Genomic DNA, 24,759 nt, shown 5'->3' on the forward strand with positions numbered 1-24,759 from the left:
AGCGACGTCATCAAGACCTCGCTGCATGACTTCGAAGGCGACCAGACCTACACCGAGAAGCTCGGCCACTACGCTTTGATCAACAAGACGTTCGCCGAAGCCGAAAGACAGATCGACCAGTACGACGCCGTCTATTGCGCCGGCGGCCGCGGCCCGGAATATATCCGCACCGACAAGCGTATCCAGGCCATGGTGCGCCACTTCCACGAGACCAAGAAGCCGATCTTCACGATCTGCCATGGCGTGCAGATTCTGATCGCGGTCGACGGCGTCGTGCGCGGCAAGAAGGTTGGGGCGCTCGGCGCCTGCGAGCCCGAAGTGACGCTGGCCGGTGGTACCTATATCGACCTGTCTCCGACCGAGGCCTATGTCGACGGCACGATGGTTTCGGCCAAAGGCTGGACTGCTCTAGCGGCTTTCATCCGCGAATGCCTGAAGGTGCTCGGCACGGAAATTCGGCACAACTAGAGCGACTCCACGAAAGGTGTCCCCGGCTCGCTTGCCAGCACACATCCTCAAGTCAGTTTGCGGGCGGCCTAGGCCGAGAGCGGACATTCCGCTTTCGACCCCAAAGCCGTCTATCAGTAACGCGCTTTTGCGGCAGCTACAGTTCGCTGCCGGACTCCCCGAATGCGGGCGTTTGCGGGCGACTTGGAACGACGGCCCGGCTGTTGCTTAGTGAGCTTGCTCCTTTCTCGCACGCGGCAAGGGCATCGGTGATCCACATCCTGAAAAGGCTTATTCGCCTGTCTTGCTCAGTCTGGGCCGTAGCGAGATAGTACCCTCCGACGAGGATATCGGTGTTGAAGAGCTCGACGAGGTCGCCCCGGTTCAGTTCTCCGGCCGCCATGAGATTCGTCGTCAAGGCGACACCTTGCCCTGCAAGGGCGGCATCGAAACCAAGATTCGCATCCCAGAGCCTCGGGCCTTTTAGCGGCCGGTCGAGCCGCACCCCAGCCTGCGTCAGCCAGCTTGTCCACTGCGCGTAGGATTCCTCGTGAATGAGCGGCAGGCGCGTCAAGTCCTCGACCGACCGCGGCATGCCGTGCCTGGCCAGCCACCCTCGGCTGACGACCGGGAACATCCTTGGCTGAAGCAAGGGGAAGGCGCGGCCTGGGAGACGATTGCCGTCGCCGAAACCGATCATGACGTCGGCCTCGCCGCGCGAAAAGTCCGGCATCTGGTCCGTGGCGCGGACCAATACTTCCCCCGATGAGACGACTTCCCGAATTTCGTCCAGGCGCGGTATCAGCCAGCGCGTGGCAAGGCCGGGGAAGCACCAGATGTGTAACTCGTCGGTACCTGCTTTGGCGCGCAGTTGCGCCGATATGTTGGCGATAGACTGGAAGGCGACCGACGTCGCGTCGTGGAGCGACTTGCCCTCCGGCGTGAGCGTCACGCCGCGCGGTCCCGCCATTAACAGCTTCCAGCCGATCCAGCTTTCGAGGCCTTGCACATGCCGGCTGACAACCGTGTGACTGATGCCGATGTCGCTCGCGGCCTTGCGCATGCTGCCGGTGCGCCCCGCGGCCTCGAAGGCGCGCAGCATGATTAGCGGAGGCAGCCGGCCGGAGAGGGGGCGGGCAGGGTCGTAGCGGACGTACCGCTTCTTCTTTCGGATGTTGGATTCCGTCATCTTGAGCTCGCGCCTGTGGTTCGCCTGGTGCACCACTGTGTCATATTCCATCTGATACTCGACGCAGCCGCGCCAACGCTAGGGTGCGGAGAACATCCATCCGTGTGAGAGACCTTCATCATGAACAACACCGACCTGCGGCAGCGGCGCGCCAATGGCGTCCATGGCAATGACGGGCTGAACGCGGCGCTCGTGGTGGGAGCCTGACCGATGCGCCGGCTGGACGATCCCGCTCTTCTCAAGCAGCAGGCCTTCATCAATGGCGCCTTCACCGGCGATGCGACACTCAAGGTCGTCAACCCGTCGACGGGCGAGCATATCGCATCGGTTCCGGATCTTGGCGCGCCCGAGGCCGAAGCCGCCGTCGATGCGGCCGCCGCCGCTTTCCATCCATGGGCATCGCTTGCGGTCAAGGAGCGAAGCGCCGTGCTGCGGCGCTGGTTCGACTTGATCGTGGCCAGTCGCCGTGACCTTGCGACGATCCTCACGAGCGAACAGGGCAAGCCCTTCGAGGAGGCGCTTAGCGAGATTGACTACGGCGCCGCCTATGTCGAATTCTATGCCGAAGAGGCAAAACGCGTGACCGGCGAAATCCTGCCGTCGCACAAGGGCGATGCCCGCATCGCAGTGCTGCGCCAGCCGATCGGCGTGGTGGCGGCGATCACGCCGTGGAACTTCCCGGCTGCGATGATCACGCGCAAGATCGCGCCAGCTTTGGCGGCCGGCTGCACGGTGGTGGTCAAGCCGGCGCCAGAGACCCCGTTGACGGCGCTGGCCCTTGCCGAACTCGCGTGGCGTGCCGGGCTTCCGGCGGGCACCGTGAATGTGGTGACGGGCGATGCGGTCGCCATCGGCCGTGTGCTGACCAGTCATCCCAAGGTGCGCCTTGTCGGTTTCACGGGATCGACGCCGGTGGGCAAGCTGCTTATGGCGCAGGCTTCGACGACGGTGAAGAAGGTCGCGCTCGAACTCGGCGGCAACGCGCCGTTCATCGTGTTCGACGATGCCGATATCGACGCCGCGGTGGAAGGCGCGATCGCGTCCAAGTACCGCAACGCGGGGCAGACATGTGTGTGTACCAACCGCTTCTACGTGCAGAAGGGTATCCATGACGCGTTCGTCCGGGCATTGGCGCAAAGGGTGCGCGCGCTTCCGGTCGGCGACGGTTTCGTCGATGGCGTGCTGCACGGGCCGCTGATCACCGAAAAGGCGGTTGCCAAGGTGGAAAGCCACATCGCGGACGCGATCGCGAAGGGCGCTTCGCTCGTCGTCGGCGGAAGGCGGCACGTGCTCGGCCGCACCTTCTTCGAGCCGACGCTTCTGACAGGCGCTACCTCCGACATGGCGCTGGCGCGCGAGGAAACCTTCGGCCCGGTCGCGGCGGTCTTCACCTTCGAGACCGAGGACGAAGTGGTCGCTGCGGCAAACGATACCGAGAGCGGGCTTGCGGCCTATTTCTACACGCATGACGTTGGACGTGTGTTCCGTGTCCTCGAGCGCCTCGAATACGGAATGGTGGGCGTAAACACCGGGCTGATTTCGACCGAGCTCGCGCCCTTCGGCGGTGTCAAGGAGAGCGGCAATTCGCGCGAGGGGTCGCACCACGGCATCCTGGAGTTCACCGAGCTCAAATACGCCTGCATCGGCGGGTTGGGAATATGAAGGCCAGACAAACTTGGAAAGTGCTCCGCAATCCTTGCCATCTGGCCTCGACCGCGGAGCACGCTTCAGCCTTGGGAGGCAGGTCTTGTTGCTTCAGTTTGTTGCGAGAAGAGGCCAAACGTCGGTTTTGAGGTTCGTTACGAAACCGCGCTGTGGTGCCTAAAAGAAAATCTTGTGGCCTTTTCCCCAGGTTGCTTCAACGTCACTTCGCTTTCTGCCTGCCGTACAGCCCGAGGAGCTGTTTGAGTTCGTCGTGCGGCAGGCCGAACAGTGTGTAGCCATCCGCGCCCGTCATCGTGTCTGCAGCCACCAGGGCGTTGACGATCGCTTCCTCGGTGGCTTCCACCGTCGCCTGGAAGACAGGATCGAGCAGTCCCGTGGCTAGCATCGGGCCTTCGTTCAACTGCTTGTCGGGCACGTCGTTCGCGGCGGAGGTGGTCGAGAACGAGACGATCAGGTCCCCGGACCCATTGCCAGAAAAAGACCCGAGCCGGCCGAGGCCAAGCGAAGCTCGCCGCGCGACCCGGTTCAACTGCATGGAACTTAACGGAACATCGGTTGCTATAACGACGATGATCGATCCGTCGTCGGGAACTGGCTTCCCGCCGCTGCCGTCCGCTTGGCACTCTGGCGTCTTTTTCTCGCCTGATTGGCCCGGCGCGTAGCAGGGCAGCCACTTTGCTTTCAGTTCGTGTCCCACCGGAACGCCCGAAATGCGCAGGACCTCTCTCGCGCCCGTGTTGCATTGAACGAGCACCCCCACGGTGTAGGGCTGCTTGCCGATAGAAATTGTTCGCGAGGCGGTGCCGATACCGCCCTTGAAGCCAAAGCACCGCATTCCGGTGCCCCCGCCTACATTGCCCTCGGCGACCGGACCTCCGTTGGCGCGTTCGATTGCCTCAATCGCATGCTCCGGTTTGACGTGAAAGCCCTGGATGTCATTCATCCCGCCGTCCCACGTTTCCGCGACGACCGGCGTCACTGCCTCGCCGAACTTCAATGCGGTCCACTGCTGTAGCCCGGCATAGACCTGCCCTATGGCATTGGTGTTGGAGATGCCGATGGGGCCGTAAACAACGCCGAGGTCCTGGAGGTAGGACTGGCCGGTCATTTCACCGTAGCCATTCAGGTTGAAGAAGCCGCCATTCACCGGCTTCGAACTGGCATGCCCTCTTGGCAACACAACCGTCACGCCGGTTCGCACCGGACCTCGCCCGACCTCAATCCTTCCTTCCCCTTCGATCAAGGTAATATGCCCGACCTCGACGCCGGCAACGTCGGTAATCGCGTTGAGTTTGCCTGGCGTCCCGTCGAATGCAACGCCCAGATCGCGGGCGCGCTCGCCGGCTGCCGCCATGCCGCTCAACAACGATGCCGCAAGCAGGACTGGAATAAATGTCTTATGCACGCCAAACCTCCCAAAGCCGTGGTTCGGCCAACCTTATCGCTCTTGAGATCCAGACAAATAGCGACCCGACGAATATTGCATCGGATTGGTCGATGTAACGCGATAGAGTTCTTCTGCAGTGTGGCTCTTCTGTCCGCGCGTTAACACTCACGTTGGATGGAGGCGTGCCCGATAGTACATTGCGGATAGTCAGTTCGCCGTCAGGCGCCCGCGAAGCGGCTCATTCGAGCAATTTCATCTCCGATTGCGCTTCAACACCCCTCAGTCCTTCAGATAGGAGCCTCATCCGCAAACCGTCCTGGCAAATGCTGTGTCAGCGGCTTCGTTCAATCCGTCTCAAATATGTTGCTAAAGCGAGGCCGGCACCGTCGGCACTGCGGGGCTTCGTCAATTCGGCGTGCCGGTCCGTTGTCGATGCGACGCCGGCGTTTGGTGGTCGCGTACCCTCTCATATTCCGTCGGCTCCGAGCCATATGGGTATGCCCGCTTGAATAGGCGGGGCGCTTTGGAACGGATCGATACATCTACATTCACGATGTATGCACAGGATATTGCGAATTTAACATTCTCAAAGAATTGCGCTCACTAGTCCAGTCAGAGGGTATGCTGCATATTGAAAACTACTGTGAGGAAAAACGTGAATTTATCTGCGCCACTACGACCATTTCTCGACTGGTCCGTGAATACCGAATGGGAGCGATGGACGCAGGTTGCCGTGTCGTTGCTGGGTATTCCATGTAGCGAGCACTATTCAGGCGAACCGCGGCCCAACGACCAAGCTTGGGCGCCTGAAGCGATCCGTGGTCAGTCTGGGAAAATTTGTGACGGACCTCTCACCTGGGACTTTGATATTGGTGGCCCGCTCGAATCGTTTCTGCCCAACGGTGGAAGGGATTGCGGGAATCTCAACCCGACCTCGCAGTCATTCGAAGAATACTTTTCTGCGGCAGTTGAGATCCTGAAGCGACAGTTTGCGTCATCAAAGTTCAGCGGAATTCTGGGAGGAGATCACGGCGTTACTGTTCCGGTGGTTCACGCCTTGGAAGCTATCGGGCAACCTGTGCACCTCGTTCAAATCGACGCCCATATGGATTGGAACGATGAGGTCCGGGGCGCGCGTCGAGGATATTCTAGCCCGATGGTACGAGCATCGGAACTTCCCTGGATCAGTGGAATTACCCAAATTGGTATTCGAGGAACTGGAAGCATTGGCGCCAAGGAGGTCGAAGCCGCACAGGATTATGGTGCAAAAATCATTACGGCCAGGGAAGTTCACGAAGGGGGGGTGTCCCCCATTCTTCAGCATCTCGACGGTAAGGGTCCATTCTACCTTACCATTGACGCAGACGGATTGGACCCGTCGGTCATGCCTGCGGTTATCACCCCTTTGCCAGGTGGTCTTCGCGTCGACCAGGTTCTACCGATAGTACGCGCGTTGGCCAAGGCGCACCTGGTCGGGATGGACGTGGTTGAAGTCGCGCCTGGGGTGGATCTCCCCAATCAGATTACTAGCATCACAGCAGGCCGCCTGATGGTGATTGCCATGGTTGCTGCGCTGCAGTTTCAGAACAATTAGCGATTCGAGGGGGGGCGTCAGATGATCAACGCGAAGGCTGTGCTAGCTTTCATTCTCTCTGTTTGCTTCATGTCTCCGTCAGGAGGCCGCAGCTTGGAGGAAATTCGAGAGTCAGGGAAGATCCTCATTGCAGCTGATGCCTACTTCCCGCCGTTTCAATTTTTCAAGGGGTATAAGCTCACCGGCTTCGAAGTGAATATTGCAAACGCAATCGGCGGTCACCTGGGCCGCACGATGATACTCTAGACCTCTGCTTGCGCTCAGTGAGAGCGGCTTTCCTGATCTTCCTCAATAGTGCCAAAAATTCACAATAAAATTCCTGGCAGGCAGCCTCTCCAGGAAGATCGGGATCGTCTCAACGGAAAGCTAAGAAGGGATGGACGTCGTGCCGTGTTCCAGCGAGATTTCTATTCGAATCACAGATCTGAATAAATGTTATGGCCCATTTCAGGTGCTTCGTGATGCTAGTATGACGGTGCATAAAGGGGGAGCGGATAGAACTGGCTCGGTTTGTCTGAACAGATTCGCGCGATCGATAAGCGGTTAAAATGAAAATACTGTAATACTGTGATCACGATGTCATGATCTACGGAAGCCGATTGATGTTTCGGATGTTGGCAATGGTGGCATTATTGGGGGTGGGCTTGGGAGGCACAGCGCGCTCTGCAGAGATCGACGTGGTTGAATTAACAGCACGACAGGTACAGGAGGACCTGAAACAGGGGAAATACAACTCGCGCGAACTTACCCAAGCGTTCGCTGACCGGATTGCAAAATACAACCCTGTCTACAATGCTATTATCACATTCAACCCGCACGCGCTCGCCGAGGCGGACGCCGCAGACAGCGACCGCCTCGCCGGCAAGAAGCTCGGTCCTCTGGCGGGTGTCCCTGTTGTAGTAAAAGACACGATGGACATGGCTGGTTTGCCGACCACAGCGGGTTGGGCGCCACTAAGCGGTCGGGCAGGAGGTCTCGACCTAATCCCCACCCGTGACGCAACTGTGGTCCAAAGGCTGCGGGACGCTGGCGCGATCATCCTAGGAAAAACCAATGTACCGGTCCTGAGCCTGAGTGGCACCAACGCAAATGACAGTTGGGCGGGGCCGACCTACAATGCGGCAAACCCAAATTTTGCTCCAGGTGGCAGCAGTGCAGGCACGGCTACCGCTGTCTCCGCGAGTTTCGCGGTTCTGGGACTTGGCGCAGAAACCGGAGGATCCATCCAGAATCCGGCGGCAGCACAAGGCCTGGTGAGTGTCAAGCCGACATTTGGTTTGGTTCCAAACGCCGGCGTCTTTCCTTCGGCAAGCAGTACGCGCGACGTAGACGGTCCTCTTGCAAAGACCGTCTACGACGCCGCTGTAGCCCTTGACGTGATCGCCGGCTACACTCCCGACGACCCAAAAACCACAGCGGCAATCGGCAATGTCCCTTACAAGGGCTATGCCGCTCAGTTAGTAGATAATGCGCTGATCGGTAAGAGGATAGGCCTCTACGGGCCAGGCTGGCGCAACGCACCTCTTTCTGAGGAAACGCAGGAGCTTTATCGCAACGCGATAGCGGTGCTGGAGAAGGCTGGTGCAGTTGTTGTTCAGGATCCGTTTTCGGGGTCAGGCTTTTCATCGTTGGCAAAGCCTGCGGATGTGCCCGATTTTGGAGGCTACGACCTTCGCGGAGAAGAGTCGGCTGCATTTGACCTTCAGAATTATCTCGGGAGACGGGGGCCAGAAGCTACTATCCTCAACCTCGCCGAGCTAAGGGAGGCGGTCAAGCAGGATCCATTCTCGGAAAGCGGCCCAGCGTCTTATATAAGAATCCAGCCTGAATTTATCCAGTCATTGGCAAATCCGTCCACCCCGCCAAACCTCGCGGGATTCCTGGCTGCGCGAGAAGGGTACATTCAGAGCTTCAATCGTGTGATGATCGAGAACAAGCTGGATGCTCTTATGTTTCCGCAGATGCGGACCGAAACACCTAAGCTATTCAGCACTGAAGTGATTGCCGAAACGACCGTTTCGGAAATCAACATTGGCGGCTTTCCGGCCGTGACCGTCCCGGCAGGCTACTACAAATCAGACACCCCGTTTGGAGTCATTTTTGTGGGAAAGCTATGGTCCGAAAGCGATTTGCTGAATATTGCTTATGGTTATGAACAACACTCAAAATTGCGCCGCTCACCAGAGCTTGGTCAGTCCGTGCCGAAAAAACCCTAAGCTCGCAAACTCCTCAGGCCCGGGACTGTTGTAGAGACGTTCCATCCAGCGATGATGACGTCTGCATCAGAATGCGACGAACGGGAACGGCCTCTTCCGAATGCAAATGGAGCCTCCGTTTCAACGGAGGCTTTTTCCTGATTCACAGAGATGAAGGCGCGCCTTGCGCTGTATTGGGCAGAATGTGCGAGTCTCGGAAAAGTCCGGACAATGATTCCGCTAAATGCCGGACAGTTTCGGGCGGCGGTTTGACGGTTGGTTCGTGGCTGCGCCGTCTTGTTGACGAGGCCTCTCACGACAAGGTTGAGCAGAACCAATGCCGAGATGGAAGCACGTAGGACGAACGGTTCGGACTATTCTGCGGCTGACCCACGAAGAGGTTTCTTGGTGTGCGAGATGGCCGAGCGGCTGTAGATCGGCAAGAAGGTTCGTCGAGAACTTTACGGCAGCCGGCCAGAGCGCACGGCGCGGCTCCTTGAACAGATGGAGCTGCAGCTCGAGGAACTCGAAGCCGACGCTGGCGAAGACGTGCTGGCCGCGATCCCCGACACCTCGATCTCCGGCCGACGCGTTGCTCGCGAGCTGGCGGACCTGGTCGCCGAGCGCGGCAAACCAAACATGATCGTCTCCGACCACGGCACGGAGTTCACATCGAACGCAATCCTTGCCTGGTCGAAGGGTCATCGTGTCGAATGGCACTACATCGCGCCGGGGAAGCCCATGCAAAAACGGCTGCGTTGAATCCTTCAACGGCCGAATGCGTGACGAACTCTTGAACGAGAGCCTGCTCTTCGGCCTCGACCACGGCCGAAGTGCCATCGCCGAATGGAGAGAGGACTTCAACACCGCGAGGCCACATCCCTCGCTTGGCTACCAGACACCGGCGGATTTCGCCGAGGCCATCACCGCAACCGGCTCCGACGCTGCGCTATTTGGTGGCTCCGCGTCTTCGCCGGTGGCTCAATCCGCGCCACACAGCGTAACAGAAACGGTCGAGGCTCTAATCGCAGCCGGATGACATCTCAGTGGCACGTCATGACTTCCCAAATCTCCCTAACCGGGAGGTCAGTTAGCATCTGCCGGATTTCTCCTTCGATTCGGGTCTGCGGGCGACATTCAACAAAGACTTCCGAGCGCGAGAGGATGTCCTGTTGCCGCTCGGTCTTGCCGGGACAATCGACGCCCAAGCGTTGATGTGAATGCCGGTGCCCACCATGTTGTCGGAAAGGATCACGGCGTTCTGCTTGTCCGCAGTTGCGGCGCGAGGGCGCATCGAAGCTGACGTAGTAGCCGTTGACGATCCGCGTTGCGATGGCGATCGCAATCGCCGCCAACGATGCCGGTCGTCGTCAGCCGGGCAATGACAGTGTGCCGTCTAGAGTGATCCAGCGTTCACGCCGATAGCGCACGACTTCGGTCATCGGAACCAGCTCGCGCCGAATTGAGGAAGCGTGCAGGTCGTAAGCGGATCGCCTTGGAGCAGATCGATACATCTATATATCCGGTGTATGCGCATCATATTACGGATTTAACATTCTAAAGATTGAACTCACTAATCCAATCCGTGTGGTGGGTACCAAGGATATGCTGCATGGAGCTAGTGGGTTTTGGTGCTGGTGGCTGGGGCGGGTCGCTCCTGAGTGGTCTGTTCGTCACTATGGAAGTGGCAATCCTTGCCCTGCCGCTGGGTCTGTTTTTCGGCCTCATGATCGCATTGGGTAGGCGGAGCAAATCGCGCCTTCTCAGGACTGCTTCGGCTGGCTATGCGAATGCATTCCAGGCGATCCCGGAATTGCTGACAATCTTTGCCATATACCATGGTTGCTCCCATCTCATTCAGCTTTCGATGTCGGAACTCGATGTGCAGACGTCGTGGACCATTCCAGGTGTCGCGGCGGGGTCGTTCGCTCTCAGTCTCGTGTTCGCTGCCTATTCAAGCGAGATCTGGATGGGTGCTCTGGCGGGCATTGGGCGGGGCCAGTACGAGGCAGCAATGTCCCTCGGACTTCCAGGCATCGCATCCCTGCGAATTGTCATATTGCCCCAGGCATTCCGGCTCGCTCTTCCTGGGCTCGGCAATCTCTGGATCATCCTCCTCAAAGATACCGCGCTTGTCTCGCTGATATCTGTCTCCGATTTTATGAGAGAAGTGAACCTGGCGGTCGCGGCAACCCATAGATACTTTGCGCTCTATCTGTTTGCCTGCCTCGGTTACATCCTCCTGACAAAGATATCGGAGTTTGTTCTCGAACGATTGAATCTGAGAGCAAGCCGTCACCTTGTGAGGGTGGCATAATGGACACTTCACTTGTCATCGAAAACGCCGGCCGTCTCTACGACGGGTTCAAGCTAACGCTTGGCTTGGTAGGCTTGTCCGCCATCTGTGCTGCACTCATAACCGTCCCTTTGGTTTTGGGATTACGCTCCAAGGCGTGGGCGCCGCGGGTAGTTTCTCAAACCTATCTCACCTTCTTTCGCGGTTCTCCGCTCCTGGCTCAGCTTTTCCTGCTATACTACGGGAGCGGCCAATTTCGACCCCTGTTGGAGGGCCTCGGCGTCTGGTGGCTTTTCCGCGACGCCTTCTTCTGCAGCGTTCTCGCATTTGCCCTCAATTCCGCTGCCTATACCGCTGCATTGGTGAAGGGAGCGATCGACGCGCTACCCGAAGGGCAATGGGAAGCCGCCGCCGCTCTTGGGCTTGGTTGGGTCGCCACGCTGCGAAAAGTAATCATGCCGCAAGCCATTCGGGGAGCCCTGCCTGGCTATGGAAACGAGATCGTTCTCCTGATCAAGGCTAGTTCCATTACGATGGCTGTGACGCTTTATGAGTTACTTGGGGTTGTCAAAGTAGTATACTCAAGAACATTTGACATTAGTATATATATTTGGGCTGCTTTGATTTATATTGTTATCGTTTCTTCTGTCAGGGTCGCCTTTAGGGTGTTGGAGCAATCATTTTTCCGATGGTGACCACTTCGATGGCGAATCCGAAGCCGACGGCAATGGGATCGGCATCTAGTCTGAATGAACAACACAGGCCAGCAACTTGTGAGCGGCTTAACGCGGCTCGGAAAAGAAGCAAATAGGCAAAATGGGAGGAAATCAAATGAAACCGGTAAATCACTACAAAGTGCTGCTCGCAACGGCACTGCTGTCGCTCAGTGTCACTTCCGCAATGGCTGAGCAGCGTACACTCAAGATTGGCACCGACGGCCTTTATCCGCCCTTCAGCGTCGTCGACAACTCAGGCAAGGTGACCGGTCTCGACATCGAAATCGGCAACGCGATCTGCGCCAAGCTCGATGCGAAGTGCGAATGGACGGCGCAGGACTTCGAAGGTCTCATCCCCGCCGTCCAGAACGGTCGTTACGACATGGTTATTGCATCGCATTCAATCACGGATGAGCGCAAGAAGGCCGTGGACATGATCAAGTACTACAACTACACCACGAGCTTCTTGCTGCCGAAGAATAGCGACGTATCTGAACTGTCACCGGCCGCGTTCGAAGGAAAATCAGTTGGGGGCCAGACAGGAACCGTCTTTGCCTCCTACCTTGAGAAGAATTTTTCAGGTTCGACGTTGAAATTCTATCCTTCCCAAATTGAAGCTTACGCCGATCTCAGCGCCGGTCGCATCGATGCCGTAATGGGAGACACCCTCACTCTCTATACTTGGGTACAAGGCGAAGGAAAGAATTGCTGCAAGGTCTCGGAAGCCAAGATTGTGGACCCGTCCATTGGAGATGGCGCCGGGATAGTAATTAGGAAGGGCAATGAGCCTTTGCATTCGGAGGTTCAGAAGGCCGTCGACCTGATGTGGTCAAATGGTGAGTTCGACGCGATTTGGGCCAAATACTTTACTTTCCGCATCGGAAACGACAAGTGACCAGGGTTCTCGCGCCATGAGTGACCCGTCTCAAGCTCAGTCCCCTGGCCTGGTGTCGATTGGCGGCGCGAGGCTGAGCAGGGAAACTCGCAGAAAGGCCTCCCTCCGATCCAGGGGGTCGATCTGGTCTGAGTGAACAACATAGACCAGCAATCAGTGGCGTAACGCGGCTCGGAAAAGACGCAGTTGTCAAAATGGGAGAACCGAATGAAGCCGGTAAATCATTACAAAGTCCTGCTCGCAACGGCACTGCTATTGCTCAGTGCCACTGCTGCAATGGCTGAGCAGCGTACACTCAAGATCGGCACCGATGGCCTCTATCCGCCTTTCAGCGTCGTCGACAACGCGGGCAAGGTGACCGGTCTCGACATCGACATCGGCGATGCAATTTGCGCCAAGCTGAAGGCAAAGTGCGAATGGACGGCGCAAGACTTCGAAGGCTTGATACCCGCCGTCCAGAACGGGCGCTACGACATGGTTATCGCCTCGCACTCGGTCACGGCTGAACGAAAGAAAGTCGTGGACATGGTGAAGTATTACAACAACACCGCAAGCTTCGTGATTCGTAAGGATAGCGACGGCTCCGATCTGTCTCCTGCCAAATTCACAGGAAAAGTGATAGGAGCCCAAACCGGGACCGTTCATGCTTCCTATCTTGAGAAAAACTTCTCAGGCTCGACGTTGAAATTCTATCCTTCCCAGATTGAAGCCTACGCCGACCTCAGCGCCGGACGCATCGACGCCGTAATGGGCGATACCCCCACTCTCTATACTTGGGTCCAAGGCGAGGGAAAGGATTGCTGCAAGGTGTCGGACGCAAAGATCTCGGACCCCTCCGTTGGAGATGGCGCCGGGATCGTCATCAAGAAGGGCAATGAGCCCTTGCGTTCGGAGGTTCAGAAGGCCGTTGATCTGATGTGGTCAAATGGTGAGTTCGACGCGATTTGGGCCAAATACTTTCCCTTCCGCATCGGAAACGACAAGTGAGCAGGGGCCTCGCGCCATGAGCGACCCATCTCAGGTCCAATCTCCTGCTATGGATTGGCGGCGCGAGGCCGTGCAGGGCAACTACGCAGAAAGGCCCCCCTCTGATCCAGAGGGGCCGACCCGAATATGGTTGTATGCAGATCGCATTTCGTATCGGCCGGGCGACCCCATTCGAATCTCGGTCAACACCAACGCGCAACTCTATTCACTTGAAATATACCGCGACGGCGCCGTCCGTGAGCTGGTGTTTCATAGCGAGGACATTGCTGGCGTTTGGTCCGCCACAAACGCCAATTGCTCGGAGGTAGGCTGCGACTGGCCGGTTTCGGTCGTCATAACCAATACAGATGGCTGGCGCTCTGGCGGCTTCGTCATCAGGGCTTTCGCTGCATCCGGCGGCGATGGTGTTGTCGCCGAGAGCGAGCACGTCGTCATCATCGGCCCGGATCGTCAAGCGCGGACGGCCGCGACCAATGACAGGCTGCTTTTGATAGCGGCGACGGCCACATGGACGGCCTATAATGATTGGGGCGGCTCCAATCATTATCAGGGCCTGTCCGGGCCCGAAGGAAATGATTTTTCGCCGCGTCTGAGCATTCAGCGACCTTACGCCCGCGGCTTCGTCAGCATTCCCGATGAGGCTCCGCGTGCTGTGCTCTTGGATCAGCCCGGTATCCTGGAAGAACCGGAATACCCACACATGGAGTGGGCCTATCTGAATGGATACAGCAAAAAATATGTCTCTGCGGGGTGGGCAAGTTTCGAACGACGATTTGTGATTTGGGCCGAGAAAGCAGGCTACCTGGTCGACGTGATATCTCAGACCGATCTGCATAACGATCCAGCCCTTCTGTCCGGCTATCGATGTGTGGCAACTATCGGCCATGACGAATATTGGTCTTGGGAAATGCGCGACGCGATCGATGTTTATGTCGAACGCGGCGGACGTGTCGCGAGGTTTGCCGGGAATTTCATGTGGCAGATCCGGCTAGAGGACGGTGGGAATACACAAGTCTGCTACAAATATACGGCTCGTGATCGAGACCCATTGATGAAAGTCGGCCCGAGACATCTCGTGACCGAGTCCTGGGAGGCTGGGGACATAGGGCGGCCTGGCGCCTCGACATTCGGCCTAAACGCCACCCAAGGCATGTATGCGAGCTGGTCCGGGTGTTCACCCCGCGGAGCCAAGGGATTTCCTCTGTATCGTCCCGATCATTGGGCTCTTGCGCAAACCGGGTTGTATTATGGGGATATCATCGGCGGCCAGAGTGGCGTGTTCGGCTATGAAGTCGATGGGATCGGTTATGAAATCCGCGGCGGCCTGCCATTCGTTGCACCGGGAGCGGTAGCGCCCGTGGGCATGGAAATACTGGCCCTGGGCCTGTCATCCACGATCGAGGAAGGGGAAGCGATCAAGCCTGGCCAAACGTTTCTGGGGCAGGAAGATGCAGAGTACGTCGCTATGGTTCTAACCGGGTCGGCCGACCGGGCGAGCATCGAGAAGACAAAACGGGGATGCGGAGCGATCGTCCACTTCGAGCGCGGAAAGGGCGAAGTCTTTCATGCAGGAAGTTCGGATTGGATAATGGGGCTGGTTCGTGATGACCAGATCGTTATTCGCATCACCAGGAATGTCCTTGATCGGTTTTTGACACCGTGACGGTCTAACTGGCTGCAAAGGCGCTGAGCGCGCCCCGCGGTGGTGCGTCTTGCGATTGGACCGGTAAGTTTGCAAGACCATCGCTTTGTTGACTTGGGTATGGGAAGCCAGCCAGTGCTGGCACGCCCTGCGGCGCGCCAGCACATTTCACTATCGGCTGATTACGCCGGGCAGGACACAAAGCAGTTCATAAAGCAGATTGGCAGCGGTGATCGCCGTTGTTCCCGTGGTGTCGAAAGGTGGCGACACCTCGACCAGATCCGCGCCGACAATGTTCAATCCCTTGCAGCCCCGAATGATTTCCAGGGCCTGGACCGTGGTGAGGCCGCCGATTTCCGGCGTCCCTGTGCCAGGGGCGATTCCGGGATCGAGGCTGTCGATATCGTAACTCACATAGACCGGGCCGTCGCCCATCTGCTGGCGGACTTCGGCCATTAGCGGCGTAAGCGACTTATGCCAGCAGTCTTCCGCCGTCACGACCCGGAATCCCTGCCCACGCGGCCAGTCGAAATCTTCTGCGGCGTAACCAGACCCTCTCAGCCCGATCTGAACCACTCGCTTGCAGTCCAGAAGACCTTCCTCGACAGCGCGCCGGAACGGTGTGCCATGCGCGATGGCTTCGCCAAACTGATGCTCGTTGATGTCGGCATGCGCATCGATATGGACAAGGCCGACTGGACCGTGCTTGCGCGCCATCGCTTGCAGGATCGGATATGTGAGCGTGTGGTCTCCCCCGATTGCGAGCGGCTTGCAGTCGAACTTCAAGATGCCGTCGAAGAATTCCGAGATGATGCGCACCGACTTTTTCAAATCATAAGGGTTCGTCGGCACATCTCCGATGTCGGCTACCTGGAGGCTGTCGAACGGGGCGGCTCCGGTGCCCATATTGTAGGGTCGGATCATCACCGATTCAGCGCGAACCTGACGAGGACCAAAGCGCGTGCCGCTTCGGTTCGACGTGCCAATGTCCATTGGAACGCCGACGAAACAGGCGTCCAGCCCCTTCGCGTCTGGCGCGTGAGGTAACCTCATCATGGTTGTAATTCCCGCGAAGCGGGGCATCTCGTTGCCCCCAAGCGGTTGATTGAATGTAGTCATAATCGCTTCTCCAAATTCCTTTTTCAACCCGCACATGCGAGGCGCGCAGAACCAGGGTTCTCGAAATTGGGTCGCTCCCCACCAATTGATCAATACGAATTTCTTACCTTGGAAAAATAGCGATCAGGTCATGTTGCATCGGGAGATTCGATGTAACATCGTGATGTTCCCAAAAAGGAGGAAACGATGCGGCGTGTTCACGACGTTGATCTCAAGCTGCTTCGCACATTCCGCGCCATCGTCGAGGCGGGCGGTGTTGCGGGGGCGCAGCTTACCTTGAACGTGTCTCAATCCACGCTCTCCACGCAGCTGGCTGACCTTGAAAAAAGGCTGGGGTTTCGCGTCTGCTACCGAGGCCGATCGGGGTTCGCACTAACGAAAGCCGGACAACAGGTCTATGACGCCTGCGCGGACCTCTTCTCTGCTGCCGACAGGTTTCAGAATACTGCCGCCTCGATCTCGGGTGAACTCAAGGGAGTATTGCGTCTAGGCATAGCGGACGCGATGATTACAAACCGCGCTTGGGATTTGTCGGCAATTCTCGGTGAGTTCAACGACCGCGCCAAAAAGACCGTGATCGAGATATTCATGGACTCCCCTGGCAGGATGGAGAGATTAATCATCGAGGGGGCGCGAGATGTTACCATCGCCGGCGCCTTTACCCGAAAAACCGCCGGTGTCGTCTATATTCCTCTCTTCAGCGAGCAGCATGCGATCTTCTGCTCAAATGATCATCCGCTGGCAAACCAGGAACGCGTTGAGACCGCCGAGTTGCAGAGCTACCCTTTCGTCGCGCGACGCTATTTGCACCGATACGATCTTGAGCGAGTCGGGCATCTCAACCCTGGTGCGATCGTGGAGGAGATGGAGTCGCAAGCGCTTCTGATACAATCAGGTCGCTTCATCGGCTATCTGCCCGTGCACTACGGGGAAACCCTGCCGTCGCTTACGAGGGTCAGAACGACAGACGGCATCGACTACTATTCGCCTTTCTATCTTCTTCACAAAACCAACGCGGAAGAAAACCTTCTCGTCAGAAACTTCGTCAACAGAGTTCGAGAATTTAAGATCCGGAAATCAGCGCCGTATTCGCAGTCGATACAGCCTCTTCAAGGCGGTATCGGTCGGAAAAGGCGCTAGCGCTTATATTCGATTTATCGATGTAAAGCGTCGAAAGATCGAATAGACGGAAGCGTCTCTCGGCCGTTAGCTGCTCCCGGTTATGCGCCGCCTGGCGAGTATGGGAGTTCCAATGCCAACCGATACGATCAATGTCCATCTTGCCCCGGCGATCGCAGGACTGCTGGACCGTCGGCAGGAGCGTATCCGTGTGCTTTCGGAGGACTTTCGACGGGCTCGTTTAACGTGCGTGTCAATCCTCATGTCATGCACATTGCGACACACGACGCTCCCATGGGGGCGCGCTTGCAGCGCGCAGCCTGAGCTTTCCTGCCGAGACAGAAAATGACCTCAATGATGATCAGCCTTAGCAAGATACATAAATCCTATGGGTCGCTGGAGGTGCTCAAGAGCATAAGTCTCGCCGTCAATGCTGGCGAGCGGGTAGTGCTTTGCGGGCCCTCGGGATCGGGAAAAAGCACCCTGATCAGGTGTATTAACGGTTTGGAAAAGCGGACGAGCGGCCAGATTCTTGTGAATGGTCACGAGTTGCGCCCCAACTGTGAAAACATTGCCGATCTCAACGGTGAGGTTGGGATGGTCTTCCAGCAATTCAATCTGTTTCCGCACATGACTGTGCTGCAAAATCTAATGCTGGCGCCGAGGATTGTGAGGAAACTGTCTCGTGAGGAGGCAAGAGCTCGGGCCTTGCGCCTCTTGGAGCGTGTGAAGATCGCGGACAAGGCGGATGCGTATCCTGGACAGTTATCAGGCGGCCAACAACAGCGTGTCGCAATTGCGCGGGCGCTGTGCATGCAGCCGAAGGTGATGCTTTTCGATGAGCCTACCTCGGCGCTGGATCCCGAGATGGTCAAGGAAGTTCTCGACGTCATGATCGACCTGGCGCGGGAAGGTATGACCATGATCGTCGTCACCCACGAGATGGGATTTGCAAGAACCGTGGCCGATCGCGTGATCTTCATGGATGGCGGTGTGATCGTGGAAGAAGACGCCCCGGCTTCATTTTTCGCCAAGCCCAAGCATCCGCGCACGAAGGAATTCCTCCGGCAAGTCTACGAACATAGCCACTAGTCGCGCACCGCGCCCGCATGTCGGGAAGCCCAATCAAACGCTCTCACTCAAGGAGGCTCGCATGAGCAGACTTCTGCAGACCGGACTCAATGCGGGCAAGGACCCGCTCATCAAGGTGGTGGATGGAGAAGGTGTCTACTTCATTCTCGCGGACGGTCGCCGGCTGATCGACGGAAGCAATACAGGCGGTCCACTCGGGCACAAGCATCCCGTAATGGTGGAGGCAATGAAGAAGGCGGCTTCGAACCCGGTCATCAACGAAGGTTGGTTCTGGGCTGAACGTGAGGCCGCTGCGGAGGATCTGATCGATATCGCCTTCGGCGAAGAGAAAAGTTGGGTTGGAGCCGTCCGTTTTTTCCTCAGTGGCAGCGAGGCCAACGACTTGGCGCTGACCTTCTGCCAGGCTCTTACAGGCCGCACGGAACTTGCGACCCGCGAGCGCGCGTATCACGGCATGGCCGGTCTGGCGCGCCAGATGACGGTGCAGCCGCACTGGCATGGTGGCCTGTCCATTCAAGGCGGCGGCAGCAAGCCAGTTCCATCGCAGATACCGGTCCGGATCCTTCCGGCTCCCGAGAATGCCAAGTATGGCGGCGTCTCTGACAATCGGCCCCTGGCTGAACGAATGGCAGGCACGCAAGAGGCACTGTCGGCCGTCGCGGCGACGATCATAGATTATACGCAGGGCGGCATCTATTACGATGCCGGATATCAGGATTATGTCGCCAACGCCGCCCGGAAGGCTGGGTCGCTCTGGATCGCCGATGAAGTTGTAACGGGCCTCGGTCGCAGCGGTCGCTGGTTCGCGTTTCAAGGCGGCGAAACCCGCCCTGATATCGTGACGCTTGGTAAGTGCCTGGCTGGCGGATCAGCACCAGCTGGCGCCGTCGTGATGTCGAAAGACGTCGTCGATCTGATGAAGGGCAAGAGCTGGCAGACCTACAGCACCTTTCGCGCGCATCCAAGCGCGGTAGCCGCCATACGGGCCTACCTGTCGGTTATGGCGGATGGGCAAATCATTCGCCGCGTCAAGAGTTTGGAGGCCCGGATGCAGCAACGGCTCGTCGAGGTCGCTCGCAAGCACCCGAGCGTTGCCCGTGTTGACGGCTTTGGCCTGCATTGGACGGTGGAGTTGCATGGCCCTGATTGGCGCAAGTGGTATGCCGATACGCCCGATGCGCCGATTGCATCGCGCGTCGCAGCTCGCGCAATGGAGGCCGGGGCAGTCATTGGCACTAGCGGCGAACAGACGTCGCTGTTCCTCGCCCCCTCGTTCATCATTTCGGACGACGAGCTGGAGACGCTCATCGCGGCGCTGGATCATGGCCTCGGTCTTGCCGACGCAGAGTTCGAATGTAACGCCGCTTAGGGGAGGACGGACTATGGATACGACCGATGCAGTAGCAAAAGCCGTTCGCGAAACGGCCCAGATGTACCTGGACGCGCTGTTTTTTGGAGACGTCCAAGGGTTTCGCTCTGTCTTCCATCCTCAGGCGCATCTTTACTCTGCGACTGAGGGAAAACTCGTCCATCTGACGGTCGATGCATATATGGACATCGTCGCGAACCGCCCTTCTCCCCAAGAAAAGGGCGATCCTCGCCAAGATGAGATCATATCGATATCCGTTGGCAGTCCGACAACCGCGCATGTCCGGGTCAAGGACGTCTACCTGCCCAAGAAATTTGTCGACGATCTCACGCTGGTGCAGATCGATGGCAAATGGCAAATAGTTTCGAAGGTGTGGCACTTCGATCTGTGATTCAGGATTCCCGCCGATTTGTCCAAAAGACGCGGCGGCCACGTCCAGGCACATGTGGCGAAACGAGATCAGTTCAGCTTCGATACGGATTGCCCAACCAAGCTGATGTCAGATCATGTATGACATCTTCAATAGATTTGCCGAGCGGCTTGCGAGCTCCTTTGACACGCTTGACCTCCACGATACCTTGGCGGAAACCGCGTCGTCGCTCGACCTACCTTTATTCGCCTACTTGTCTGATTCAAGGCAAACGGGCCGCACGCCTGAGCTGATCTCCACCTATCCTCAAAATTGGACATCTCGCTATCTTGAAAGCCATTATCAAGACGTCGATCCGGTGATCCTGCAGGCGCGCCTCCGCCAGGAAACATTTCGATGGGACAGGGTTGGCTGCGAGACCGATTTCTCGGCGAGACAGCGGCAACTGATGGATGAGGCGAGCCAATTTGGAATCCGCTGCGGATTTACCATTCCAATTCACGACCGCCGAGGCCGGTTCGCTGCGCTGACATTCACCGAGAAAAACCTCAATATTCAGCCTACCATAACGGTCCGGCCCGGCTGGCCGCTGCGCATCATCGTCCACAAGGATCTCGTGCTGCGCCCGTATCAGGGATAAATGGGGTCGGGATCATGGGCAATCTGAAGCTCGGAAAGCTTCCAAATCGCATCCCTGCGAAGATCACTATCAGCGTCAGCGCGGACTTGAGCCAAGCGCTGAAGGATTACGCGGCGCTTTACCGACAAACCTACGGCGAGTCGGAGTCGGTGGCCGAGTTGATCCCTTTCATGCTCGCCGAATTTCTGGAGAGCGATCGAACTTTCTCCAAAGCCCGAAAAGAAGGCATGCCAAGTGCCGAGTGATCGGAAAGGGTCCGAAGCACCAACTTTAGAGGACGCGCTCGATGGCAGCCCTAATGGTTCTGTACGGCTTGGGACGGCGTTGCATTTGCAGTGGAAGCCAAGTGGGGGTCACGGAATCTATCGTACAGGACCGAGACGCGCCACCGCGTCAGTCGGCTGCTTGCGTCCGCCATCGCCATCGCCGCAGCGCGGTGCTGTGAAGCAGCCAAGGTCGAGGTGACGCTGCCGTGTCAGCAGTGATGGGATTTCCGAAAGGGACACTCCGCTACGTTCAGTGCAAAAGGCTCCATGTGCGCTGCCACGCTGGGCGCGCCAAAGCGTTTGCATAATATGCGCAGAGTCGCGGCCCGACTTGCGGGGAGTCTCACCAGTTTCTAATGAGCTTGCGCAATGTATTCCGATGTCTTTCAACATTCATGTCGGCTCGCTCGCCCTACTGTTTACCGGCAGGGGCATTGTGGCGTCGTGTTATGATTTCAACCAGACTGCGATGGAGCTCGTCCCATCTTTCCATTATTTCGCTGTCGCTAATCCCTGCGGCCGTAGCTTCCTGAAAGAGTCGCCAGGCAAGATCAGATATTTCCTTATCATCGACTTTCCGGCCATCCAGCAGTTCGTTTCTCTCCAGCCAGAGATGCAAGAACTTTATCGTACGCTCGCTCATGCTTCCCGACTCCGTGTCAGATCCTCCATTGCCTCCTCGCGTGTCGGTTGCCGCTACGGCTACGAGACGGACGGTGTTCGAACACGACTCCGATGCGAGGTATCGGAAATGCCAGAAATTACCCGAGGCTGCAGATCAATCCTTTATATAGGTGCCCGACTGTCTACCTGCTTTTGGTGCCTTGGCGTCCTTTGAATGCTCGGCCGTTGCAGGGCCGGCGCCGGACACTTTCTGGGTGGCAGGGCTTGGCTTGGCGGCCTTGCTGGGGTTCTGTCCATCCGATTGGTGAGTTTCCTCTTCGACTTCGCCTTGTTTACGGGTCAGGCCCATCCCACCAGCTGGCTTTTTGTTTTCAGCCGCGTCTTGCGAGAACTGGTCGGACGGGTTTGGCTGGTCAATGCCTGGATATTTTGTGGCGCCTGTTTCACGGCGGTTTTTGTCGCTGCACATGACTATCTCCAAAGAAATGTTGGTCATCGCTCAACAAGCCAAAGCAGCTATTGTTCCGCGACGCTACCTGCGTTCGTTGGCGGCCGCATGAGTGGCCAATGATGCGCACATATCCGTTCGTCGTGCTGGGCTTACCAACCTGTCAATGGCTCTGTCGCTTCCTAATTACCTGATTGTGGGCGACAGCCTCGTCGACCGACTCGAAAGAATGGCGAGTCGCGAGGGTCAACGGGGTGAACGGGTCGGCCCTAGCTTCCAATTAGATCGTGAATGATCGGTCGCACACCGTTAGGCGTGATGTCGACTGTCGCAAGCGTGACCGGCATCCTGAACCGACGGCGGCCAGCGCTGCCTGGATTGAGATAGAGCACGCCGTTCACTGTATCGAGTTTCGGCATATGGGAATGGCCTGACACCACAACATCGATGCCGAGGGCGGCTGGTGAAATCTGAAGCGTGTTAAGGTCATGAAGAATGTAGAACGTCTTGCCAGCCAGTTGCACCGAGGCGGTGGCTGCGTAGCTTGCGGCCCACTCAGCTGTGTCCACATTTCCTTTGATAGCCGTAATTGGCGCGATCTCATGCAGCGCGGCAAGGACGTCGGGACTGCCGATGTCCCCGCCATGAATGATGTAATCGACCCCGCCCAAACTTCGTACCGCCTCGGGTCTCAAGAGGCTGTGCGTGTCGGAGATTATGCCTACCTTAAAGCTCATGGCCGTGGTCATATGATCAACACATCGAGGTCGGATGCGATGCGGCTGTTCGGAAACGCCTGCACGGCTTCAGCGAGGATTTCTTCGTCGCCATAGCGTCCGGAGATATGGGTCAGAACGAGCTGCTTCACATCGCCCGTCGCTGCCAGAGATGCAGCCTGCGCGGCAGTCAGATGACCATAGTCGCGAGCCATTGAGGCATCTCTTTCCATGAACGTGGCTTCGATCACCAAAAGGTCGGCGCCGCGGACATGGTCCGCAAGACCATCGATGGACTCTGTATCGCCGATGATGACCAGTTTCCTGCCGGCTTCCGGCGGCCCCAACACGTCTTCAGGCGCAACTATGCGGCCATCCGGGAGGATGATGGGACGGCCTTCCACGAGATCCTTCCTGATTGGACCGTCCGGCACCTCCAAGGCTGCCAGGCGCTCGGCGCGAAGGTGACGGCGCCCTGGCGTTTCGAACACGAAGCCAAAACTGTCGGTATCACGGTGGCGAACCTCGAAACAGTCGATCGAGAATTCCTCCGCCCGGAAAAACCGGCCGGGCGTCAACGGCTCAAGTCGTAGTGGGATCGGCGCTCGGCCGTCACCCCAAAGGCCAGCAAGCATGCGCACGACGGTGTCGAGGGTTTCCGCGCCGCCGTGAACAGTCAGGAGATCGTCGCTTTGTCGCAACCGTAGTGTCGAGAACAGTCCTGGGATTCCAAGCATATGGTCGAAATGGGCGTGTGTGAGCAGCACGTGGTGAAGCCGCCTGAAGCCGGCGCCGCTGCGGAGAAGCTGGCGCTGGGTGCCTTCCCCGCAGTCGACCAGAATTCGTTGGCCGCCGGCCTCGACGAGCAGGGCAGGGTGGCTGCGCTCTGCTGAGGGAACGCTGGCCGAAGTGCCGAGGAAGGTAAGCCTGAAGATCATGAGGCAGTCTACGTCGCAAGTAGCGAGGCCTCAAAGCGGGTAAACAGCGCGGCGGGGCTCGGATAAATCTCCACGCAGCCAGCCTGCCGCAACGAAGCCTCGGTAGAGCCGCCGCACAACATTCCGATGGTGCGGATACCGGCCTTGTGCGCGGCTTCGGCATCGTATGGCGTATCCCCGATCGCGACCGCGTCCGCCCCATCCAATTTCAGCTTCTTTAAGACGGTCTCGAATATGTCCGGTGAGGGCTTGGACTCCCCGACATCGTCCGCTGACGTCATTTCGTCGACCAGGCAAGCGATGTTGGCTATCTCAAGATAGTCCGACAACTCATCCTTCTTGGCCGACGATGCGACAGCGATCAGCAAACCGGCGTCGTGTACGCGCCGCATGAGTTCCGGCACAGCGGAAAACGGTCGAACCAAGGGAAGGTAACAATTTTTGAAACGTTCGCCGCGCCACCTCTCCAGCGCCTCGCCATGCTCCTTCTGCTCCGTTGCTGACAGGAATGACGGCATCAACTTGTCGCCGCCTTTCCCGATCTGGTTGCGAACCTCGTCAAAACCGACGTCATAAACCGAAAGCCGCCAGCGCCTCACACCAAGCAATCGTGTGGAGATCAAAAGAATCCAGAAGTGTGCCATCGACGTCGAATATGGCAGCCTTAATCACTTGAAGGTCCTTTCTGTAATGCGGCGGCTGAGCATGCCGCCGGCAAAAGAGGTCTACGGTGCGATCATCAAAGGGTCGCGGTCGCCGCGCGGCATAGGAACCTCCTGTGGTTGGGACAAGTCCCTAACCAGCAGGGGAGCAACCGTTCCCAGCATCGGCTTGATTGCTCTGCCAGGCCAGAATGCGGCTACACGATCCACTGCACAGCCAGACCGACGACCGAGAGCGCCATCGCGATCGTTGATAGCCAACCAAGGGTTCGCAACCATCCCGTCACGGTGAACTCGCCCATGATGTCGCCGCGTGCCGCGATCAGCATCATCACAACCATGACCGGCACCGCGCAGATCCCGTTGATGACCGCGCTCCAGTA

At 57.9% G+C, this 24,759-nt stretch carries 23 protein-coding genes and 5 pseudogenes; 18 read left to right on the plus strand and 10 right to left on the minus strand.

The features are described from left to right. Positions 1-468 (plus strand): DJ-1/PfpI family protein (locus tag J0I79_RS25530; RefSeq protein ID WP_292865855.1); only part of this gene is annotated, 468 nt, incomplete at its 5' end. A gap of 136 nt (positions 469-604) precedes the next feature. Here the strand turns inward: J0I79_RS25530 and J0I79_RS25535 are convergent. Beyond that, positions 605-1,687: a LysR substrate-binding domain-containing protein gene (locus J0I79_RS25535; RefSeq protein ID WP_292865858.1), complete on the minus strand. Its 1,083-nt coding sequence runs from the start codon at positions 1,685-1,687 to the stop codon at positions 605-607. A gap of 159 nt (positions 1,688-1,846) precedes the next feature. On the opposite strand from J0I79_RS25535, the gene J0I79_RS25540 reads away from it, so the two are divergent. Continuing rightward, a complete protein-coding gene (locus J0I79_RS25540; RefSeq protein WP_292865861.1) occupies positions 1,847-3,298 on the plus strand; it encodes an NAD-dependent succinate-semialdehyde dehydrogenase in 1,452 nt (483 codons plus the stop codon). Positions 3,299-3,500: 202 nt separating this feature from the next. Here the strand turns inward: J0I79_RS25540 and J0I79_RS25545 are convergent, their stop codons facing one another. Then, positions 3,501-4,706 carry a P1 family peptidase gene (locus J0I79_RS25545; RefSeq protein WP_292865864.1) on the minus strand — a complete coding sequence of 402 codons (1,206 nt, stop codon included), beginning with the start codon at positions 4,704-4,706 and terminating at the stop codon, positions 3,501-3,503. 679 nt (positions 4,707-5,385) lie between these two features. Here J0I79_RS25545 and J0I79_RS25550 point away from each other — a divergent pair. The 5 genes and pseudogenes from J0I79_RS25550 to J0I79_RS25570 all read left to right on the plus strand — a co-directional run. Further along, positions 5,386-6,282 carry an arginase family protein gene (locus tag J0I79_RS25550; protein WP_292865867.1) on the plus strand — a complete coding sequence of 299 codons (897 nt, stop codon included), beginning with the start codon at positions 5,386-5,388 and terminating at the stop codon, positions 6,280-6,282. A gap of 21 nt (positions 6,283-6,303) precedes the next feature. Further along, entirely contained in the window at positions 6,304-6,528 is a 225-nt protein-coding gene (locus tag J0I79_RS25555; protein ID WP_292865870.1) for a hypothetical protein, read from the plus strand. A gap of 335 nt (positions 6,529-6,863) precedes the next feature. Further along, positions 6,864-8,498, plus strand: a complete 1,635-nt coding sequence (locus J0I79_RS25560; RefSeq protein ID WP_292865873.1) for an amidase — start codon at positions 6,864-6,866, stop codon at positions 8,496-8,498. Between the two features lie 414 nt (positions 8,499-8,912). After that, positions 8,913-8,981, plus strand: a pseudogene (locus J0I79_RS35180) (hypothetical protein); the annotation flags it as partial. 42 nt (positions 8,982-9,023) lie between these two features. Next, a pseudogene (locus J0I79_RS25570) lies at positions 9,024-9,516 on the plus strand (integrase core domain-containing protein); the annotation flags it as partial. Positions 9,517-9,529: 13 nt separating this feature from the next. On the opposite strand, the pseudogene J0I79_RS25575 reads toward J0I79_RS25570, so the two are convergent. After that, positions 9,530-9,753: pseudogene (locus J0I79_RS25575) on the minus strand (ornithine cyclodeaminase); the annotation flags it as partial. Between the two features lie 336 nt (positions 9,754-10,089). Here J0I79_RS25575 and J0I79_RS25580 point away from each other — a divergent pair. From J0I79_RS25580 to J0I79_RS25600, 5 genes are all read left to right on the plus strand, one after another. Continuing rightward, positions 10,090-10,794 carry an ABC transporter permease subunit gene (locus J0I79_RS25580; RefSeq protein ID WP_292865876.1) on the plus strand — a complete coding sequence of 235 codons (705 nt, stop codon included), beginning with the start codon at positions 10,090-10,092 and terminating at the stop codon, positions 10,792-10,794. Continuing rightward, positions 10,794-11,468: an ABC transporter permease subunit gene (locus tag J0I79_RS25585; protein ID WP_292865879.1), complete on the plus strand. Its 675-nt coding sequence runs from the start codon at positions 10,794-10,796 to the stop codon at positions 11,466-11,468. Before J0I79_RS25580 ends, J0I79_RS25585 begins: the two co-directional genes overlap by 1 nt. Positions 11,469-11,604: 136 nt before the next feature. Continuing rightward, positions 11,605-12,384, plus strand: coding sequence for a transporter substrate-binding domain-containing protein (locus J0I79_RS25590; protein WP_292865882.1), 780 nt, complete (start codon positions 11,605-11,607; stop codon positions 12,382-12,384). Between the two features lie 207 nt (positions 12,385-12,591). Next, a complete protein-coding gene (locus tag J0I79_RS25595; RefSeq protein ID WP_292865884.1) occupies positions 12,592-13,371 on the plus strand; it encodes a transporter substrate-binding domain-containing protein in 780 nt (259 codons plus the stop codon). A 16-nt stretch (positions 13,372-13,387) separates the two neighbouring features. Further along, entirely contained in the window at positions 13,388-15,034 is a 1,647-nt protein-coding gene (locus tag J0I79_RS25600; RefSeq protein ID WP_292865887.1) for a N,N-dimethylformamidase beta subunit family domain-containing protein, read from the plus strand. 150 nt (positions 15,035-15,184) lie between these two features. Here J0I79_RS25600 and speB read toward each other — a convergent pair whose 3' ends face one another. Then, the gene (speB, locus tag J0I79_RS25605; RefSeq protein WP_292865890.1) at positions 15,185-16,132 is read right to left on the minus strand and encodes an agmatinase; all 948 of its coding nucleotides are present in this window, start codon (positions 16,130-16,132) and stop codon (positions 15,185-15,187) included. A gap of 186 nt (positions 16,133-16,318) precedes the next feature. Here speB and J0I79_RS25610 point away from each other — a divergent pair, with 186 nt between their 5' ends. The 6 genes from J0I79_RS25610 (at position 16,319) to J0I79_RS25635 (ending at position 20,967) form a co-directional block, all read left to right on the plus strand. After that, positions 16,319-17,272, plus strand: a complete 954-nt coding sequence (locus J0I79_RS25610; RefSeq protein ID WP_292865892.1) for a LysR family transcriptional regulator — start codon at positions 16,319-16,321, stop codon at positions 17,270-17,272. A gap of 324 nt (positions 17,273-17,596) precedes the next feature. Further along, the gene (locus tag J0I79_RS25615) at positions 17,597-18,343 is read left to right on the plus strand and encodes an amino acid ABC transporter ATP-binding protein (RefSeq protein ID WP_292865895.1); all 747 of its coding nucleotides are present in this window, start codon (positions 17,597-17,599) and stop codon (positions 18,341-18,343) included. A 61-nt stretch (positions 18,344-18,404) separates the two neighbouring features. Further along, positions 18,405-19,712, plus strand: coding sequence for an aspartate aminotransferase family protein (locus J0I79_RS25620; protein ID WP_292865898.1), 1,308 nt, complete (start codon positions 18,405-18,407; stop codon positions 19,710-19,712). 13 nt (positions 19,713-19,725) lie between these two features. Next, complete coding sequence (locus tag J0I79_RS25625) at positions 19,726-20,103, plus strand: nuclear transport factor 2 family protein (protein ID WP_292865901.1); 378 nt, start codon at positions 19,726-19,728, stop codon at positions 20,101-20,103. Between the two features lie 115 nt (positions 20,104-20,218). Further along, complete coding sequence (locus J0I79_RS25630; protein ID WP_292865904.1) at positions 20,219-20,722, plus strand: autoinducer binding domain-containing protein; 504 nt, start codon at positions 20,219-20,221, stop codon at positions 20,720-20,722. Positions 20,723-20,736: 14 nt separating this feature from the next. Next, on the plus strand, positions 20,737-20,967 hold the full coding sequence (locus J0I79_RS25635; protein WP_292865907.1) for a DUF2274 domain-containing protein: 231 nt from the start codon (positions 20,737-20,739) through the stop codon (positions 20,965-20,967). A gap of 433 nt (positions 20,968-21,400) precedes the next feature. Here the strand turns inward: J0I79_RS25635 and J0I79_RS25640 are convergent, their stop codons facing one another. From J0I79_RS25640 to J0I79_RS25665, 6 genes and pseudogenes are all read right to left on the minus strand, one after another. After that, positions 21,401-21,631 (minus strand): hypothetical protein, encoded by a 231-nt coding sequence (locus J0I79_RS25640; RefSeq protein ID WP_292865910.1) that lies wholly within the window; start codon positions 21,629-21,631, stop codon positions 21,401-21,403. A 135-nt stretch (positions 21,632-21,766) separates the two neighbouring features. Next, the gene (locus J0I79_RS25645) at positions 21,767-22,108 is read right to left on the minus strand and encodes a hypothetical protein (protein WP_292865913.1); all 342 of its coding nucleotides are present in this window, start codon (positions 22,106-22,108) and stop codon (positions 21,767-21,769) included. Positions 22,109-22,329: 221 nt separating this feature from the next. Then, positions 22,330-22,797 carry a metallophosphoesterase family protein gene (locus tag J0I79_RS25650; RefSeq protein ID WP_292865916.1) on the minus strand — a complete coding sequence of 156 codons (468 nt, stop codon included), beginning with the start codon at positions 22,795-22,797 and terminating at the stop codon, positions 22,330-22,332. Between the two features lie 8 nt (positions 22,798-22,805). After that, positions 22,806-23,711 carry an MBL fold metallo-hydrolase gene (locus J0I79_RS25655; protein WP_292865919.1) on the minus strand — a complete coding sequence of 302 codons (906 nt, stop codon included), beginning with the start codon at positions 23,709-23,711 and terminating at the stop codon, positions 22,806-22,808. A gap of 11 nt (positions 23,712-23,722) precedes the next feature. After that, a pseudogene (locus J0I79_RS25660) lies at positions 23,723-24,383 on the minus strand (HAD family hydrolase). 190 nt (positions 24,384-24,573) lie between these two features. Next, positions 24,574-24,759 (minus strand): annotated as a pseudogene (locus J0I79_RS25665) (divalent metal cation transporter); the annotation flags it as partial.

Source organism: Mesorhizobium sp. (assembly GCF_017306585.1).
Lineage (GTDB): Bacteria > Pseudomonadota > Alphaproteobacteria > Rhizobiales > Rhizobiaceae > Mesorhizobium.